Below are 17,489 nucleotides of genomic sequence, written 5' to 3'. Positions count from 1 at the left end.
GACCGCCATTACAGGGATGGCAACATGAATTTCGAACTTCTGTTCCAGCTTCTGCTGAACGGGTTGATCGTCGGGACGCTTTATGGCGTCGTCGCGATGTGCTTTGTGCTCATCTATAAATCAACCCAGATTGTTAACTTTGCCCAGGGCGAGTTTCTGCTGATTGGCGCGTGGGTTTGCTATGCGTTCCTTGTGGAAATGAGTTTGCCCTTCTGGCTGGGTTTCCTGTTTACGCTGCTCTTTATGATGGCGTTCGGTATCATCCTTCAGATGGTTGTTTTGCGCCCGATGATTGGCGAACCAATCATTTCCGTGATCATGGTGACCATCGGACTTTCGATCTTCTTCCAGGCCGCGACCAAGTGGATTTTCGGTGCTACTACGGCAACCTATCCGCAGGTATTTGAAACCCGTTCGGTCAACCTTTTGGGGATGCAGATCGAAACCGCCTATATCATGAGCTTCGTGATTTCTCTGTTCATCATGGCCGGGTTCTACTGGTTCTTTAAATATTCCAAGCTTGGCCTTGCGATGCGCGCAACCGCCTTTGATCAGCAGGTCGCACAAAGTCTTGGTATTTCCGTCAAAACCGTTTTTGCGATGTCTTGGGCCATTTCGGCTTTGGTATCCGGGATCGCCGGTATCGTCATCGGTATGGTCAATGGCGTGTCTTCGGCCCTGTCGGTTATCGGGATCAAGGTATTCCCGGCGGTTATTCTGGGCGGGCTTGATTCCATTGTCGGCGCGATTGTCGGTGGCGTGATCATTGGTCTTCTGGAAAACACTGCCGAGTTCGTTGACGGCCAGTATCTGAACTGGGGCAACCTGTTCTCGATCGCGCCGTTCTATGTGCTGATCATCATCTTGTGCATCAAGCCATATGGCCTGTTTGGCACCAAAGATATCGAACGTATCTAAGGGACGAGGAAACGAATTATGGCTGGATTTTCAATGCGTCCCTGCGGTGATTTCCGGACGACTTATCGTCAGGATACCCGCATTTACGATACGACCTTTATCCGCAATGCGGCGATCCTTGGCATCATTGCCGTTGCCTTGATCCCGTTTGTTCTCGATGGCTATTACGTCAACCTGTTCATTCAGATTTCCTATTTCGCGATTGCGGCTTTGGGACTGAATATTCTGGTTGGTTTTACCGGGCAGATATCGCTGGGCCATGCCGCATTCTTTGGGTTTGGTGCCTTTGCGTCGGCATGGATCAACAACACGACCGGTATTCCGGTGTTGCTGTCGATCCCGCTTGCCGGTCTGATGACGGCGGCGGTGGGGATGCTGTTTGGTTTGCCCGCTGCCCGGATCAAGGGGCTTTATCTGGCGATTGCGACCTTGGCTGCCCAGTTCATTCTGGAAGATTTCTTTGCCCGTGCCGAATGGTTCACCGGCGGTTCATATGGGGCCGCGGCCAACCCGATCAATGTGTTTGGCTATGAAATCCTGGATGATTTCAGCTTCTTCTATGTGTCGCTGTTCTTTCTGGTGGTGATGTATCTGCTGGGGACCAACCTGATGCGGACCCGTGATGGCCGTGCCTTTGTTGCGGTACGTGACCATTATCTGTCGGCCGAAATCATGGGCATCAATCTGACGAAATACCGTCTGATGAGCTTTGCCATCTCGTCCTTCTATGCCGGTGTCGGCGGGGCGATGTACGGGCACTACCTTGGCTTTGTTTCGGCCGAGGGTTTCACCATTCTGCTGTCGATCCAGTTCCTTGGCATGATCATCATCGGTGGTCTTGGATCGGTCAAGGGCACCCTGATGGGGACTGTCTTTATGGTGCTTCTGCCCGAAGTCATGGAAAGCGGTGTCAGCGCATTAAGTGTTTTCGAATGGGCAAGTTCGACGGCTGTGACCGACGGGCTGGCTTATATCAAGGAGATGGCGATTGGTCTGGCCATCATCCTGTTCCTGATCTTTGAACCGGATGGGCTTGCCCATCGCTGGCAACAGATCAGGGCGTACTGGAAGCTTTACCCCTTCTCGTACTGATAAAGACCCCGAACCCGGCCCGCTTAAAAAACAAAAAGGGCCGGGACCAAAACGGGGAGACCGGGAGGCTATCTTTTATGAAAACGTCCAAGGGAGACGTCGTTATGAAGAGACTGATTGCAGCAACCGCCATGGTTGCGACCGGCTTGTCGTTCTCGGCAGCCAAAGCAGACGAAGTGTTTGTTGGCCATCTGATGGATATTACCGGTGCAACCGGCTTTATCGGCAAGTTCTATGCTGATGGCGTGCGTGACGCGCTGTCCTACGTCAACATCCACGGCGGTATTGATGGCACGGTGCTGGATTCTGAATCCGTTGACTATGCCTATAAAGTTCCGCAGGCGATTGCGAACTACAAAAAATGGCGTTCGCGCAACAACATGATCGCGTTGCAGGGCTGGGGCACCGGTGATACCGAAGCGCTGATCAGCTTTGTTGCCAAGGATCACGTGCCGGTCTATTCCGCGTCCTATTCCGGTCACCTGACCGACCCGACCGCGAAAAACCCGAAAACCGCAAAGCCGGCTCCTTATAACTTCTTCTACGGCGCATCCTATTCCGATGCCTGCCGTGCAATGGTTCAGTGGGCAGCCGAAGACTGGAAACAGTCGGGTGGTTCGGGCAAGCCGGTCTTCTCGCATATCGGGGATAACCACCCGTATCCGAACGCACCGAAAGAAGCTTGTGCTGAATATGCCAACGAGCTTGGCTTTGAAGTAACCGCACCGGTTGTTGTTTCGATGAAGCCGGGTGATTTCAAGGCACAGTGCCTGACCATGAAAGAAGCCGGTACCAACTATGGTTACCTTGGCAACCTCGGTCCGTCGGTTGTGTCGCTGGTGAAATCCTGTGACACGGTTGGCGCGACGCCGAAATGGCTCGCCAATATCTGGGCGGGTGATTACGAAACGCTGAAAACCATTGGCGATGTTGAAAACTATGTCTTCCCGGCCATGACCAGCTTCTGGACCGACGAAGGCGTACCGGGCATGGATCTCGTTCGTGAAATCTCCAAGGTTTCCGACAGCTCCGGCAAGGAATTCCGCACCCATCACTATATCCGTGGCATCTGCTCTGTTTATTACATGAAAGAAGCCATGGAATGGGCAAAGGCGAATGGTGGCATCACCGGCGAAAACATCAAGGCTGGCATGTATGCCCGCACCAACTGGGTACCGAAAGGTCTTGAAGGTGTTTGCATGGAAGCAACCTGGACCGCCGAAGATCATCGCGGCATCAACACCGTCAATATCTATAACGGCAGTGCCAAAGGTGGCGAGGTTACGGTGAAAAAAGTAACCACCGTTACCCTGCCGCGTCGTGACGACTGGCTCGGTTACTAATACCGGATCAGAAAGACGAATGTCTCCCATACTGTTCGGGGGCGGTGCATAAGACGCAAGATGCACTGCCTCCGACAGCGGGAGGTCACAAAGCGATAATTCGAAAGGGACACCATGGCAGAGCCGGCCCGCAAAATTGATACCGCTGAACCGATGCTGTCGGTCAATAACATCGAAGTCGTTTATGACGAGGTGATCCTTGTCCTGCGCGGGGTATCGCTTGAAGTTCCGCAAGGCAAAATCGTAACTCTGCTTGGCCCGAACGGGGCCGGGAAGTCCACGACGCTCAAAGCCATTTCCGGTTTGTTGAAAACCGAAGACGGCGAAGTGACCCGTGGCGACATCAATTTCATGGGCCAGCAAATCGCCAATGGCAGCCCGGAAGAAATCGTGCGTTCCGGCCTGTTCCAGGTGATGGAAGGCCGCCGCATCATCGAAGATATGACCTGTATCGAAAACCTGCGTCTGGGGGCCTATACCCGCAAGGACAAGGGCGTTAAAGACGATATCGAGATGGTCTTTGAGTATTTCCCGCGTCTCAAGGAACGTACCGGTCTTGCCGGTTATCTGTCAGGCGGGGAACAGCAGATGCTGGCAATCGGCCGATCCTTGATGGCGCGTCCGAAGATGATCCTGCTTGATGAACCGTCAATGGGTCTGTCGCCGCTTCTGGTCAAGGAAGTGTTCGGGATTATCGAAAAGATCAATCGCGAACAGGGCATCACCATGCTGATCGTCGAACAGAACGCCAACTTTGCGCTTAAAGTTGCCGATTACGGCTATATCATGGAAAGCGGCAAGGTGGTTCTTGATGGCACCCGTGACGAGCTTCTGAACAATGAAGACGTCAAGGAGTTCTATCTTGGTGGTGGTTCTGAAGAACGTAAAAGCTTCAAGAACATCAAATCTTACAAACGTCGCAAACGCTGGCTGTAAGAGCCATACTTTGTTGTGGTTACCATTTCGATTGAAAGACAGGTGTGATGCTGACGACTTATTATGACGAGCGCGAAACCCGAACTCCCGAAAGCCGTGAAACCGGGTTGATGGCAGCATTGCCGCGCATTGTGCATCACGCCAAAACCAAATCGGCCGGATATGCCCGCATTCTGGCCGATATTGATCCACAGACCATCACCTCGCGCCAGGCACTGGCGACATTGCCGGTCACCCGCAAGTCCGATCTGATTGATGCGCAGGCCAATGACCTGCCACTTGCAGGCCTGAACGCAACGCCGGTTCCGGCCCTTGCACGCATGTTCCAAAGCCCCGGCCCGATTTATGATCCGCAGGGCAAGGGGGATGACTGGTGGCGGATGGGACGTGCATTCTTTGCTGCCGGTTTCCGCCCGGGCGACATCGTTCATAACTGCCTGTCCTATCACCTGACACCGGGTGGCTTTATTTTTGACAACGGTGCGCGTGCCTGTGGCTGTGTGGTTGTGCCGGCCGGTGTTGGTCAAAGCGAAGCCCAGGTCAAGGCGATCAATGATCTGAAACCGGCTGGCTATAGCGGCACGCCATCATTCCTGAAAATCCTGATGGAAAAGGCCGAGGAACTGGGGGCTGACATCTCGTCGATCAAGCGTGCGCTTGTTTCCGGCGAAGCATTGCCACCCGCACTGCGTGACTGGTTTGGTGAACGCGGGATCGCGATGTTGCAATGTTATGCCAGTGCTGATCTTGGTTTGATTGCTTATGAAAGTGATGCCAAGGAAGGGATGATCGTTGCCGAAGACATCATTCTTGAAATTGTCCGTCCTGGAACCGGTGAAACGGTTGCAGATGGCGAAGTTGGCGAAGTGGTCGTGACCACCCTTAATATGGATTATCCGCTGATCCGGTTTGCAACTGGTGACCTTTCCGCCATTGCGGTTGGTCAAAGCCCCTGTGGGCGCACCAATGACCGGATCAAGGGGTGGATGGGGCGTGCCGATCAGACGACCAAGATCAAAGGCATGTTTGTCCATCCGCAACAGGTTGCCGAGATCGTCAAACGCCACCCGGCCATTTCCAAGGCCCGTCTGGTCGTGACCCGCGAACAGGATAACGATGTCATGACCCTTCTGTGTGAAGGCGATCAGGCATCGGCCAATATTGATGGCATTGCCGAAACGATGGCAAGCGTTTGCAAGCTGCGCGGTGTTGTCGGATGGAACCCGTCCGGTACGCTGCCCAATGACGGCAAGGTGATTGATGATCGCCGTGATCACGGCTGATCTTTTGATCATTTCCAACAGTTATTCCCGCTCGGGAAACTTGATGCCGCCTGGTTTCGACCGGCGGCATTTCTTTTAATTCCAACGGTTCCAATCAATCGTGGGCATTTGGTAGCGGTTCTGTATGATGTCGTTCACTTTATTGCACCGGCCTTGAATTCTGGGGGGAAGATGGCGCGTACCGGCAAGGGAGTTGCTGTTTCAATTATAACAGTGTGCCAATTGATGGCGCTTGCCCTTTGGTTTTCGGCAACGGCCGTGCTGCCGCAATTGCGCAGCGAATTCAATATCGATGCGTTGCAGTCTTCCCTGTTTACCAGTTCGGTTCTGCTTGGCTTTGTGCTTGGCACGGTGACCAGTGCGATTTTTGGACTTGCTGATCGTATCGAGCCGCGCCGTTTCTGGGCTGTATCGGCCATCATTGCCGCCACGGCCAATATCCTGATCCTTGCTGTCCCCGTCGATGGCATTATCGTGATTTTGCTGCGCCTGATCACCGGTGTCTGTATGGCGGGTATCTATCCCATCGGCATGAAAATGGTGGCGACCTGGTCACGCGGCGATACCGGCTTTCTGGTCGGGCTTCTGGTCGGGGCATTGACCATGGGGTCGGCCATGCCGCATCTGTTTTCGGTCGCTGTTCCACTGGATTGGCGGCTGGTGATCGTTACGGCAAGTGTATCGGCCTATCTGGCGGCAATTGCCGTTTTGTTTGTGCATCTGGGCGGAACACCGGGAAAGTCGCCGCGCTTTGATCCGCGCATGGTCGGTAAAATCTGGGCTAACAAACCCTTGCGCCATGCCTGTTATGGCTATTTCGGTCACATGTGGGAACTTTATGCCATGTGGGGCTGGATCGGGTTGTTCCTGTATGGGGCCTATTCGGACCGAATGGTCGAAAATCCAGGCATCTGGTCGGCATTATCCACCTTTGCGATTGTCGGCGTCGGGGCGTTCGGATCACTTGCGGGGGGCTATTACGCAGACCGGATTGGCCGGACCACGGTGACAATTGCCGCGATGGTGGTCAGTGCCGCTTGTGCCTTGATTGCAGGTGCCTTTGGCGACGCACCTTTTGCCATATTGATGGTGATCTGCATTATCTGGGGCATTGCGGTGGTCGCGGATTCTGCGCAATTTTCATCCTGCGTGATCGAACTTGCCGATCCCCATCAGGTTGGTACGGCCCTGACCATGCAAAATGCCATCGGGTTTGTGATCGCGCTGGTTTCTATCCATCTGGTGCCGGTTGTTGCAGATTGGGCCGGATGGTGGGGGGCATTTGCCATGCTGTCGATCGGGCCGGTACTGGGCACGGTTGCGATGGTGCGGTTGCGCATGATGCCCGAAGCATCGCTACTCGCAGGTGGCAGGAAGTAAATTGTCAGTTGAAATCGCCAAAATCACGGGTGATCAGCTTCACTTGACAGTCGCAAGGCAAAAAGCTGCGCCGTTTGGGTTTTCTTGACCATTTTCTGAACAAATATTACCTTCTGCCAGAATTTTCTTGCTGTCTCGCGTTGGGGGCGATGCGGCGATTATCCAAAAATAAGGGTCTTTCATGAGTCTCACCCTCATTGTTTTGCTTCCCTTCATTGGGGCGGTCTTGCCCGCCATAATGATCAGGGCCGGGCGCAATGCATGTGCTACTGCCACCGGTTCTGTCACGCTGCTTGCTCTGATCTTGCTGATGGCCAAGGCCCCGGCTGTGATTGGCGGCGAAGTATTTCAGGTCAGTTATAATTGGCTGCCGGAACTGGGTCTGAATGTGACCTTCTTCCTTGATGGTCTGGGCTTGTTGTTCGCAACATTGATCCTTGGCATCGGCTTGCTGATCATCATTTACGCGCGGTTTTATCTGTCAAAGAACGATCCAATGGGACGCTTTTATGTGTTCCTGCTTCTGTTCCAGGGGGCGATGGTTGGTATTGTTCTGTCCGATAATATTCTGCTGCTTCTGATTTTCTGGGAACTGACGTCGCTGTCATCGTTCCTGTTGATCGGGTACTGGAAACATCTGCCCGAAGGACGTCAGGGTGCGCGTATGGCGCTTGCGGTCACAGGTGCGGGTGGTCTGGCCATGATCGCCGGGATGCTGATCCTTGGCGACATTGTCGGTTCCTATAACCTGACCGACATTTTGCAAAACGCCGATCTGATCCAGGCATCGCCGATGTATGTTCCGGCCTTGATCCTGATCCTGCTTGGCTGTTTCACCAAATCGGCACAGTTCCCGTTCCATTTCTGGCTTCCCCATGCGATGGCGGCACCGACCCCGGTTTCGGCCTATCTGCATTCGGCTACCATGGTGAAGGCCGGTATCTTTTTGATGGCGCGCATGTGGCCGGTTCTGTCGGGTACGCCGGAATGGTTCTATATCGTTGCGACTGCCGGTCTGGTGACGATGGTTCTGGGCGCATGGATCGCGATCTTCAAACATGACCTTAAAGGACTTCTGGCCTATTCGACGGTCAGTCACCTTGGTCTTGTGACCATGCTGTTTGGTTTCGGAACGCCGATGGCGGCGGTTGCCGGTGTATTCCACATCATCAACCATGCGACCTTCAAGGCCGCGCTGTTTATGACGGCGGGCATTGTCGATCATGAAACAGGCACGCGTGACATTCGCCGTTTCGGCGGGTTGTTGAACCTGATGCCGATCGCCGGGACCATCGGGATTATCTCGGCGGCATCGATGGCCGGTGTCATTCCATTTAACGGCTTCCTGTCCAAGGAAATGATGCTGGAAGAAGCTTGGCATACGGTTTGGTTCGATCAGAACTGGCTTGTTCCGCTGCTTGCCACCATTGGTGCGATCTTCTCGGTTGCCTATTCCTTCCGCTTTATCTTCCATGTCTGGCTGGGCAAGCCGCGCGACGAGAACTTGCCGCATCATCCGCATGATCCGCCGTTCGGCATGTGGGCACCGCCTGCATTCCTGACGGTTCTTGTGGTTCTGATCGGTTTGTTCCCGGGCACAATCGCCGGTCCGCTGGTCGCAGCGACATCGGGTGCGGTGATCGGCGGTGAGTTGCCGGAATATCACCTGGCCCTGTGGCATGGTTTGACCCCGGCACTGGGCATGAGTGCAATTGCACTTGTTCTGGGTGCGGTTATTTTGATGCGTCATGGTGGCCTTCTTTCGGCGACGGCAAATCTGTCACGTCCGGATGCCAAGTCCATGTTTGACTGCGCAATGGTCAAGCTGGTCGCATTGAGCCGTCTGATCTCGGACAACCTGCATAACGGTTCCTTGCAGCGTTATCTGGCAATTATGGTTATGGCAGCGGTGGCAATCGGTGTGTCGGGCTTCTATGCACAGCCTGATTACCTGTCAGGGTCGCGTGAACTTCTTGAAGTTTCGCCGCCTGCGGCAATTGCCTGGCTGTTGCTTGTTGTGACCTGTATCGCGTCGGTCTTCATGCATCACAACCGGTTGCTGACCTTGCTGCTGGTTGGGGTGATTGGTCTGATCGTGTCGCTTGGCTTCATCTATCTGTCGGCACCTGACCTTGCCCTGACGCAAATCTCGGTCGAGGTGGTGACGGTTATCCTTATGTTGCTGGCACTTAATATCCTGCCAAAGGAAACACCGAAGGAAAGCATGCCCGGCCGCAAGCTGCGCGATGTGATCGTTTCGGTTGCTGCCGGTCTTGGCGTCGGCGGGGCGATCTGGGCGATCATGACCCGTGATCTGCCGAATTCGATTTCGGCCTATCATCTGGCCAATTCGAAAATCGAAGGCGGCGGCACCAACGTTGTGAACGTCATCCTCGTCGACTTCCGCGGATTTGATACCTTTGGCGAGATCATCGTTCTGGGCATTGCCGCATTGTCGATCTTTGCCTTGATTGAAACCGTCACCCAGGGCGAAGCCGCCAAGCGTCTTGCAAGCTGGGTGGTCAGCAACCGCCGTTCGGCCGACCGTCATCCGATGATGATGGTAGTGGCTACGCGGGTGATGCTGCCGCTTTCGCTGATGGTGGGTGTTTACATCTTCCTGCGCGGTCATAACGAACCGGGCGGTGGCTTTATCGCCGGTCTGGTCGTGTCGGTTGCGCTGGTCATGCAATATATGGCGTCGGGCTTTGGCTGGACCCAGAACCGCATGAAGGTGAACTATCACGGCATGATTGGTCTGGGTGTGATTGCTGCGGCCATCACGGGTATTTCGGCTTGGGTCGCGGGGCTTCCGTTCCTGACCAGCGGCTTTACCCACGTTCATCTGCCGATTGTTGGCGAGTTCGAACTGGCATCTGCCATGGGCTTTGACCTTGGTGTCTTCCTGACCGTGGTCGGGGCGGTGATGCTGGCCCTTGCCAAACTGTCACAGGTTGAACGCATGGCCGAACATGTTGATGTGAATGTTGATCCGATGGATCACGATCCATCAGCACCTGTTGCAATCCCAGCAACCCCGGAAAAGGAGGCCTGATATGGAATTTCTTGTAGCAAGCAGTATTGGGCTTCTGACCATGTGCGGCACGTATCTGTTGCTGCGCGGGCGGACCTTCCCGGTGGTGATCGGCCTGGCGCTGATCTCCTATGCGGTGAACGTCTTCCTGTTCGCAATGGGTCGTTTGACGATCAATATGCCGCCAATCCTGCGTGATGGTGTGACCGAATATACCGATCCGCTGCCCCAGGCACTTGTCCTGACCGCGATTGTGATTTCATTCGGCATGACCGCCCTGATCGTTGTTCTGTCGATCCGGGCCTATCTTGAAATCGGCAATGACCATGTTGACGGTCGCCCGGTTGGTGCGCCATCCGAAGCAGGAGACAAAAACTGATGGGTGACTGGATTGTTGTTCCCATAGTGCTGCCCGCCGTGATGGCCGCCCTGATTGTATTGGCGGTTCGTCATGACATTGTGTTGCAGCGCGTATTTTCGATCACGGCGACGGTTGCCCTTGTCGGGGTGACGCTTTCGCTTGTGGTATTTGCCAATGGTCATGACCCGGAAATGTACGCATTGTCCGATTGGCCGGCACCATTTGGTATTGTGCTGGTCCTTGACCGCCTGTCGGCGATGATGGTTTTCCTGACATCGCTTCTGGGGCTTGGTGTTGTCCTGTTCGCCTCTAGCGAATGGGATCAGCGTGGCAAGCATTTCCACGCCCTGTTCCAGTTCCAGCTGATGGGGGTGAACGGTGCCTTCCTGACCGGCGACGTGTTCAACCTGTTCGTGTTCTTCGAAGTTCTGCTGATTGCGTCTTATGGCTTGATGCTGCATGGCGCGGGGGCAGAACGTCTGAAGGCCGGCATGCAATATGTCGTCATCAACCTGACGGGCTCGGCGCTGTTCCTGCTTGGTGTTGGTATGATCTATTCGGTCACTGGCACGCTGAACATGGCCGATCTTGCCATTCAGGTTGCCAATGTGGCACCTGGTGATGCGGCCCTTCTGCGCGCAGGGGCGCTGGTGCTTCTGCTGGTCTTCTGTGTGAAGGCCGCACTGGTACCGATCCATTTCTGGCTTCCGGGAACATATGCGAATGCACCGGCACCGGTTGCCGCGCTATTTGCGATCATGACCAAGGTTGGTGCCTATTCCGTCCTGCGTGTCTATTCGCTGGCGTTTGGCGATATGGCGGGTGACATGTCCTGGCTCGCACAGCCTTATCTGTTACCAGCCGCGCTTATTACGCTGGTTCTTGGCATGACCGGGGTTCTGGCGGCCAAGCGTCTGAATGGTCTGATTGCGTTTTCCGTGATCGGGTCGATGGGGACGCTTCTGACTGCGATTGCGCTGTTTACCCCTGAAAGCATTGCCGCGGGTCTTTATTACCTGCTGCATTCGACTTTCTCGGCGGCGGCCCTGTTCCTGATTGCGGATCTTGTAGTGTCACGCCGCGGTCAATATGGCGACAGCCTGCATACCGCACCAACCTTCCATCAGTCGGGCTTTATGGCGGTTCTGTTCTTTGCCGGTGCAATTGCCATGGCCGGGATGCCCCCGCTTAGTGGCTTCCTGGGTAAGTTGCAAATCCTTGATGCCGCCCGTGGCAGTGATGCCATGGTCTGGATCTGGGCAATCATTCTGGTGACGTCGCTGATGTGCATCATTGGGTTTGGCCGTGCAGGCAGTGTCCTGTTCTGGAAAAGCGCATCGGTCGAAGGTGAAATCACCGTCGAAGGTGCGAAATGGCCGGTCCTGCCGATCGTTGCAGCGTGCGGCATGTTGAGCGGGTTGGTTGCTTTGACGGCCTTTGCCGGTCCGATCACCGACTACCTGCATGGTGTTGCCGAACAGGTCTTTAACACATCTGGCTATATTCAGGCGGTGCTGGGCGAAAACGCCCTGGCATTGCTTGGCCGGTAAGCGGAAAGGACAAGGATCATAATGATGAAACGTTATCTCCCCCATCCGCTTTTGACACTGGCGTTGCTGATTGTCTGGGTGTTTCTGGTCAACGAGGTTTCCGCAGGCGCGGTGATCTTTGGCCTTGTTCTTGCGGTGGTTATTCCGCTGATCACGGCCAATTTCTGGCCGGGTCGTCCCAAGGTACGCAATGCCTATGCGATCTGTGAATATGGCTTGATCGTCATGTGGGACATTCTGGTGGCCAACGTTGTGGTTGCCGGATTGATCCTGTTTCGCAAGACCGAAAGCCTTGAGTCAAAATGCGTTGTTGTTCCGCTTGAACTGACCTCGCCCGAGGCAATCACCACCCTTGCCGGCACCATCACCATGACGCCGGGGACGGTGACGATTGATCTTAGTGCTGATGCCAAAAGTCTTCTGGTTCATTGTCTTCATGCCCCGGATGGCCAGGGCGTGGTTGACGATATCAAGAACCGCTACGAACGCCGTCTGAAGGAGATTTTCGAATGATCGAATATGCACTGAATTTCGGCTTCGTCTGTGTGGCGCTGGCGCTTTTGATGAACCTGTATCGTTTGACCGTCGGGCCAACCACGGCGGACCGGGTTCTGGCGGTTGATACCATGGCGATCAACGCAATTGCATTGTTGGTGCTGTTCGGGATCGGTCAGGCAACCGCGATGTATTTCGAAGGGGCGTTGCTGTTTGCGATGTTCGGTTTTGTGTCAACCGTCGCCTATTGCAAGTTCGTCTTGCGTGGCGACATCATCGAATAAGGGAGCGACAAGATGCCGTTTTTTGTTGAAGTCATCATTTCGCTTCTGATCGTGATTGGCGGGCTGTTCTTGCTGATCGGGTCATTCGGGATGATCAAGCTGAAAGATTTGCTGCCGCGTCTTCATGCGCCGACCAAGGCAAGTACTGTTGGCCTTGGTGGCATTCTGATTGCGTCGATGCTGTTCTTCTGGATTGAACGCGGGCATTTCACCATTCATGAATTGCTGATCACGCTGTTCATCTTCCTGACAGCGCCGATCACCGCCAATCTGATTGCCAAGGCCTATATGCTGTTGAATGTGGACCCGAACAAGGATCTGCCACCTTCCAAGCAGAATGAAGGCTGGGCCACTTTTGATCCGGTCGGGCCAGAAGGCTATGACCCCAGCGAAGAATACAAGGAAAAGGAAACCTGAAAGGCAGGGGACCTGTGATTTGAAAACGGCACCGGTCTTCCGGTGCCGTTTTGTTATGGTGTGTGCTTTGGCGTACGAGGATGAATTGATCGGACATGGATGCATGAATTTCGAAACCCAACGACTGATTCTGCGTCCGCGCACCATGGATGATTTTGATGCCTGCCTTGCCATGGACATCGCCCCGGGCGTGCTCGATTTCGTTGCCGGGCCTTGGGATGAGCCGGGCCGTCACCGCACCTTTATCAAGGACAGGATTAGTCAGGATTACGGGATCGGGTTGGGCTATTGGTCAATCTTTGCCAAACAGGACCCGGACAAATTCATTGGCTGGGTCCTTCTGATTCCCGAGGATGGAACAGGTCCCGATATTGAAATCGGTTGGCGACTGCATCCTGATTACTGGGGAAAAGGTATCGCGTTCGAAGCAGCAGGTACCATCCTGGATCATGGTCTCAATCATCTTGAACTACCCCGGATCGTTGCCGCAATTGATCCGGCCAATCTGGCATCATGTAAACTGGCAGAACGACTTGGTATGATCGCGGATATTTCATGTAACGATTATGTTCACTATTCGATTGGGCCTGATGAGGCCCGATAAGAAGTTTGCATGCAGGACGTCTAACGCGGTCGGTTAAACTGCGATATTGTCCATGCACGGGCCGCTTGCTATGACGGTGGAAACAAAGAGACACCAACGCCATGCCAGATTTTGTCATCGAAGATCAGTATCAGGGACGCATTGCCGGGATTGATGAAGTCGGCCGTGGGCCTCTCGCCGGGCCGGTCGTAGCGGCGGCGGTGATCCTGCCCCGGGATGAACGGCTGCCTTCTGTCCTGCTGGCAGAGCTTAATGATTCCAAAAAGCTTTCAGCCAAAAAACGCGACAAACTGTTTGATGTAATCATGGAATGTGCCGAAGTTGGCATTGGTGCGGCATCTGTCCGCGAGATTGATCAGATCAACATTCTTCAGGCGACCTATGTTGCGATGCGCCGTGCGGTGGATCATTTGTCCCGTGTGCCTGATCAGGCGCTTGTGGACGGTAATCGCGATCCCGGTTTGCCGTGCAGTGTTGAAACCGTGGTCAAGGGCGACAGCAAATCGCTTTCGATTGCTGCGGCATCAATTGTTGCCAAGGTGGTTCGGGATCGCGCTATGGCACGTCTGGCTGTTCGCTACCCGTTCTTTGGATGGGAAGGCAATGCTGGCTATGGGGTTAAAAAGCACATGGCAGGTTTGGGTGATGTTGGTCCGACGCCCCATCATCGCAAAAGCTTTAAGCCGATTGCCGATCTGTATGACGCCATGATGGGGACGCAATAGGCGCCCTTGATCACGCCAAGGCGTCCAAGGGCGTCCTGCCAGATGTTATGCCAGTGCAAGCCGATTACCTGGCACTATATGCGCACGGACAAGGTCGGTGCCATCTTCTTCGCGACTGACGGCGGCAAAGCCATTGGCATGACGCAGTTCAACGCGTTCATGGACCCGGCATTCGGTGCGGAACTGGATATCAAGGCTTTCTGGGTGGAAATCCGGACGGTTGTTCGATCCAGCCGCCCCCAGAACCCACTGCATCAAACGCACATTGTTTACATGCCCATACAGATCAAGATCAGATGGCCGTGCCTTGATGGTGTCGATGGCGGGCAGGGGATCGGTGCTGGTGGCCGGGCGCAAGGGCGGTTCAATTAGTTTCGGGCCGGGCGGGTTGGGAAGGCGTTCCTCTATCCAGTCTGGCCATTGTGCTGCGCGCCGTTCACGTAAATCAAACATCACCCAGTAACTTTGGGCAACACCGATCACGTCGCCCTTGGCGTTAGTAAGGCGGAAATCGCGGGTCGCAACCCGGCGCGATACGCCGGATGGCCATGTTTCCACGAGAATATCTTCGCCATTCCCCGGATAGTCGCGGATATAAATGACCATACGGGCCAGAACCCAGGCAATGCCCTGATCAACCGTATCGTCATAGGCCAGTTTCAGAATGCGCGCCCCCCAGCCCGCAGCATCCTGCATGTAATCGGCAAGGGCAGGCATCATGACTTTGCCGTTCTCGCCAATTTCCGAATAACGGACGCGATAGGTCCCCCGCCATCCGCAATGGGCGGGCAAGGTTGCCTTGGCGATGTGGTCCCAATCAATTGTCATGTCTTGTACCTGCCTGTGTTTGCCAATTCATTTATAGGAAGCCGGTTCAGTCAGTGCAAACACGCATTGCAAAGCAAGGCTGCTGCAACCCGTGTGAAATTGCAGGTTGTTAATCCAGTGATCATATGTGATCATTTGAATTAATGGTAGAGAGGCAGTTTGGTGCGATAATATGTAACGATGGTGTTTGTTGAAATGTCAAAACGTAAATACACAAAGGGGTTGCGTGCCGATCAGCAGCATCAAACACATCTGAAAATCGTTGAGGCAGCCATTGCTTTGCATGCCGAAGTCGGCCCGCTACAGACAACCATAAGTGCCATCGCAGACCGCGCCGGGGTTCAGCGACTGACCATTTATCGTCATTTCCCCGAAGAACATGAATTGCTTGATGTCAGTTTGGCTCGTTGGTTTGACCTTAACCCGCCGCCGGATCCACAGGAATGGCGTGCATCCGTCGCGCCAGTGGATTGGGGAATTGCGATCCTTAGTATGCTTTATCAATATTACAGCGAAACCGCCCAGATGTGGGCGCAATATGATCGCGACCGAGGTTGTATCGCTGTTCTTGACGGTAAAATGGCCAAGTTTGATGGTTATCTTGAAATGCTGGCAATAGACGTTCTGGTCCACCAACCCGGTGCCCGACAAAAGGCCAAGCTTTGTCAGGCGGTTGCACGTCATGCTCTGCAATTTTCAACCTGGCAGTCTTTGTCGCAAACGGGTCTTGATACGGTGGAAATGGCGGCCCTTATGGATGACTGGCTGCATAAATGCCCGCTTTCCTGACTTCAAGCAGCCTTTGGTGACTGCCCAGATTGAGGTAGCCAGCTTCCTCGGAGGTCAGTCAATCGGGCGCTGGCGCATTTTCTTGACGTCGCCGCGCTTCTTTTTGCTGTCGACGCGTTTGCGTTTGGCCGACAGGGACGGGCGGGTTTTGACCCGGTATTTCTTGCGCTCGGCCGCTTTGCGCAGCAATGCAAGCAACCGTTCAATCGCATCCTGTTTATTGCGTTCCTGTGTGCGGTGACGTTGGGCGTCAAAGATGATTTCCCCCTCGTTGGTCAGCTTGCTGCCGGCCAGTTCGCGCAAACGGTCGCGGACCCGTTGGGGCAGTTCCGTCAGGTCGTCGATACGGACGCGCATTTGCACAGCCGTTGAAACCTTGTTGACGTTTTGCCCGCCCGGACCGGATGCACGCACAAACTGAAAGTGCAGATGGCGTTCATCCAGATAAAGGCCATTTTCAATTTCAAGCATGATGAACCGCAGGGAATTTCAAACAGTTGGAGGGAACTGAAAATAACTGAGTATAATAGTCGGCTATTTGTTGAATTTCGCAATCACAGCGCCTAAATTACAGGCGTCTAACCTGTCAGGGGTGGGACGGGCTGTAAACAGGAAATCTATCGTGCGTGTCTCGCATCTTTATCTTGCCCTTGGGTGGCTTTCGGTTGGTCTTGGCGTCATCGGGATTTTTTTGCCATTGCTGCCGACAACACCTTTCATGCTGTTGGCCGCATGGTTGTTTGCCAAGGGATCGCCGCGCCTGCATGACTGGATTTGCAACCATCCGCGATTTGGTTCCTCGATCCGTCAGTGGAACGAACATGGTGTGATCAATCGCCGGGCCAAGATGTTGGCGATGCTGGCATTTGCAGTGGTAATCACCGCATCTCTGATCTTTATTGAAAACCGCTGGGTGGTGATGATCCAGGTGCTGGTTGCAATCCCGGTCAGTTGTTTTATCCTGTCGCGTCCATCGGAAGCCCGTCTGTCCAAGTCATCGGTTTCAGTCGAAGCCGGGCAATAAGGTGATCGTCACCTGATCGGCATGACCTTGATCAGCCAGTCTTTTTGCGGGTCAGTTCGCCCTGACAGGTTTCTTCAAGCTTATCAAGTTCATCAAGTGTCGCATCAATATCCTCGCGCTGTTTGCGCAGGGTATCGCGACGTTCGTTGATCTTGTCGACAAGGGTTGTCAGCTGCGTTACTTCGCTGCGATCCCCGTCATAGAGATCAAGCAGGTCGCGAATTTCCTTAAGCGAAAATCCAAGACGCTTACCGCGCATGATCAACCGCAACCGCACGCGATCACGTTGGCTATAAATCCGCGTCTGGCCGTGGCGTTCGGGCGAGATCAGTTCCTGATCTTCATAAAACCGGATGGTTCGGGTGGTAACTTCGAACTCGCGGGCAAGGTCGGTGATGGAATAGCTGTCGGTCATTGGGGCTCAAT

General features: G+C 54.2%; 19 protein-coding genes. 16 read left to right on the top strand and 3 right to left on the bottom strand.

Translation table 11 applies throughout. The features are described 5' to 3' along the window. Window positions 1-24 precede the first annotated feature (24 nt). The 14 genes from TH19_RS03760 (at window position 25) to TH19_RS03695 (ending at window position 14,422) form a co-directional block, all read left to right on the top strand. On the top strand, window positions 25-918 hold the full coding sequence (locus tag TH19_RS03760) for a branched-chain amino acid ABC transporter permease (RefSeq protein WP_114100997.1): 894 nt from the start codon (window positions 25-27) through the stop codon (window positions 916-918). 18 nt (window positions 919-936) lie between these two features. Continuing rightward, window positions 937-2,010 carry a branched-chain amino acid ABC transporter permease gene (locus TH19_RS03755; RefSeq protein WP_114100996.1) on the top strand — a complete coding sequence of 358 codons (1,074 nt, stop codon included), beginning with the start codon at window positions 937-939 and terminating at the stop codon, window positions 2,008-2,010. Between the two features lie 104 nt (window positions 2,011-2,114). After that, entirely contained in the window at window positions 2,115-3,353 is a 1,239-nt protein-coding gene (locus TH19_RS03750) for an ABC transporter substrate-binding protein (RefSeq protein WP_114100995.1), read from the top strand. A 153-nt stretch (window positions 3,354-3,506) separates the two neighbouring features. Beyond that, entirely contained in the window at window positions 3,507-4,289 is a 783-nt protein-coding gene (locus TH19_RS03745) for an ABC transporter ATP-binding protein (protein ID WP_206927130.1), read from the top strand. A 47-nt stretch (window positions 4,290-4,336) separates the two neighbouring features. Continuing rightward, window positions 4,337-5,572 carry a phenylacetate--CoA ligase family protein gene (locus TH19_RS03740; RefSeq protein ID WP_114100993.1) on the top strand — a complete coding sequence of 412 codons (1,236 nt, stop codon included), beginning with the start codon at window positions 4,337-4,339 and terminating at the stop codon, window positions 5,570-5,572. Window positions 5,573-5,743: 171 nt separating this feature from the next. Further along, window positions 5,744-6,952 (top strand): MFS transporter, encoded by a 1,209-nt coding sequence (locus TH19_RS03735; protein WP_114101220.1) that lies wholly within the window; start codon window positions 5,744-5,746, stop codon window positions 6,950-6,952. A 181-nt stretch (window positions 6,953-7,133) separates the two neighbouring features. Beyond that, a complete protein-coding gene (locus TH19_RS03730) occupies window positions 7,134-10,007 on the top strand; it encodes a monovalent cation/H+ antiporter subunit A (RefSeq protein WP_114100992.1) in 2,874 nt (957 codons plus the stop codon). 1 nt (window position 10,008) lies between these two features. Next, window positions 10,009-10,365: a Na+/H+ antiporter subunit C gene (locus tag TH19_RS03725; RefSeq protein WP_114100991.1), complete on the top strand. Its 357-nt coding sequence runs from the start codon at window positions 10,009-10,011 to the stop codon at window positions 10,363-10,365. Further along, window positions 10,365-11,897, top strand: a complete 1,533-nt coding sequence (locus TH19_RS03720) for a monovalent cation/H+ antiporter subunit D (RefSeq protein ID WP_114100990.1) — start codon at window positions 10,365-10,367, stop codon at window positions 11,895-11,897. The genes TH19_RS03725 and TH19_RS03720 overlap by 1 nt, the downstream gene beginning before the upstream one ends. 24 nt (window positions 11,898-11,921) lie before the next feature. Then, window positions 11,922-12,410 (top strand): Na+/H+ antiporter subunit E, encoded by a 489-nt coding sequence (locus TH19_RS03715; RefSeq protein ID WP_258547813.1) that lies wholly within the window; start codon window positions 11,922-11,924, stop codon window positions 12,408-12,410. Continuing rightward, on the top strand, window positions 12,407-12,676 hold the full coding sequence (locus TH19_RS03710; protein ID WP_114100988.1) for a K+/H+ antiporter subunit F: 270 nt from the start codon (window positions 12,407-12,409) through the stop codon (window positions 12,674-12,676). The genes TH19_RS03715 and TH19_RS03710 overlap by 4 nt, the downstream gene beginning before the upstream one ends. 12 nt (window positions 12,677-12,688) lie before the next feature. Beyond that, window positions 12,689-13,093 carry a Na+/H+ antiporter subunit G gene (locus tag TH19_RS03705; RefSeq protein WP_114100987.1) on the top strand — a complete coding sequence of 135 codons (405 nt, stop codon included), beginning with the start codon at window positions 12,689-12,691 and terminating at the stop codon, window positions 13,091-13,093. Between the two features lie 103 nt (window positions 13,094-13,196). Next, window positions 13,197-13,697, top strand: coding sequence for a GNAT family N-acetyltransferase (locus TH19_RS03700; protein WP_114101219.1), 501 nt, complete (start codon window positions 13,197-13,199; stop codon window positions 13,695-13,697). Between the two features lie 101 nt (window positions 13,698-13,798). Then, window positions 13,799-14,422 carry a ribonuclease HII gene (locus TH19_RS03695; protein ID WP_114100986.1) on the top strand — a complete coding sequence of 208 codons (624 nt, stop codon included), beginning with the start codon at window positions 13,799-13,801 and terminating at the stop codon, window positions 14,420-14,422. Between the two features lie 45 nt (window positions 14,423-14,467). On the opposite strand, the gene TH19_RS03690 is transcribed toward TH19_RS03695, so the two are convergent. Beyond that, window positions 14,468-15,250, bottom strand: a complete 783-nt coding sequence (locus TH19_RS03690) for an acyl-[acyl-carrier-protein] thioesterase (RefSeq protein WP_114100985.1) — start codon at window positions 15,248-15,250, stop codon at window positions 14,468-14,470. A 195-nt stretch (window positions 15,251-15,445) separates the two neighbouring features. Between TH19_RS03690 and TH19_RS03685 the strand changes: the two genes are divergently transcribed. Then, window positions 15,446-16,039, top strand: a complete 594-nt coding sequence (locus tag TH19_RS03685) for a TetR/AcrR family transcriptional regulator (RefSeq protein WP_220151688.1) — start codon at window positions 15,446-15,448, stop codon at window positions 16,037-16,039. A 54-nt stretch (window positions 16,040-16,093) separates the two neighbouring features. Here the strand turns inward: TH19_RS03685 and arfB are convergent, their stop codons facing one another. Then, window positions 16,094-16,510: an alternative ribosome rescue aminoacyl-tRNA hydrolase ArfB gene (gene arfB / locus TH19_RS03680; RefSeq protein WP_114100983.1), complete on the bottom strand. Its 417-nt coding sequence runs from the start codon at window positions 16,508-16,510 to the stop codon at window positions 16,094-16,096. Window positions 16,511-16,661: 151 nt separating this feature from the next. Between arfB and TH19_RS03675 the strand changes: the two genes are divergently transcribed. Next, complete coding sequence (locus TH19_RS03675) at window positions 16,662-17,063, top strand: YbaN family protein (protein WP_258547812.1); 402 nt, start codon at window positions 16,662-16,664, stop codon at window positions 17,061-17,063. 31 nt (window positions 17,064-17,094) lie between these two features. Here the strand turns inward: TH19_RS03675 and TH19_RS03670 are convergent, their stop codons facing one another. Then, a complete protein-coding gene (locus TH19_RS03670; protein WP_114100982.1) occupies window positions 17,095-17,478 on the bottom strand; it encodes a MerR family transcriptional regulator in 384 nt (127 codons plus the stop codon). Window positions 17,479-17,489: the final 11 nt, after the last annotated feature.

The sequence above is a fragment of the Thalassospira profundimaris genome, from assembly GCF_003326675.1.
In the GTDB taxonomy this organism is placed as follows: domain Bacteria; phylum Pseudomonadota; class Alphaproteobacteria; order Rhodospirillales; family Thalassospiraceae; genus Thalassospira; species Thalassospira aquimaris.
The sequence above is the reverse complement of the archived record's forward strand: the minus strand, read 5'-3'. Positions and strand labels throughout refer to the sequence as shown.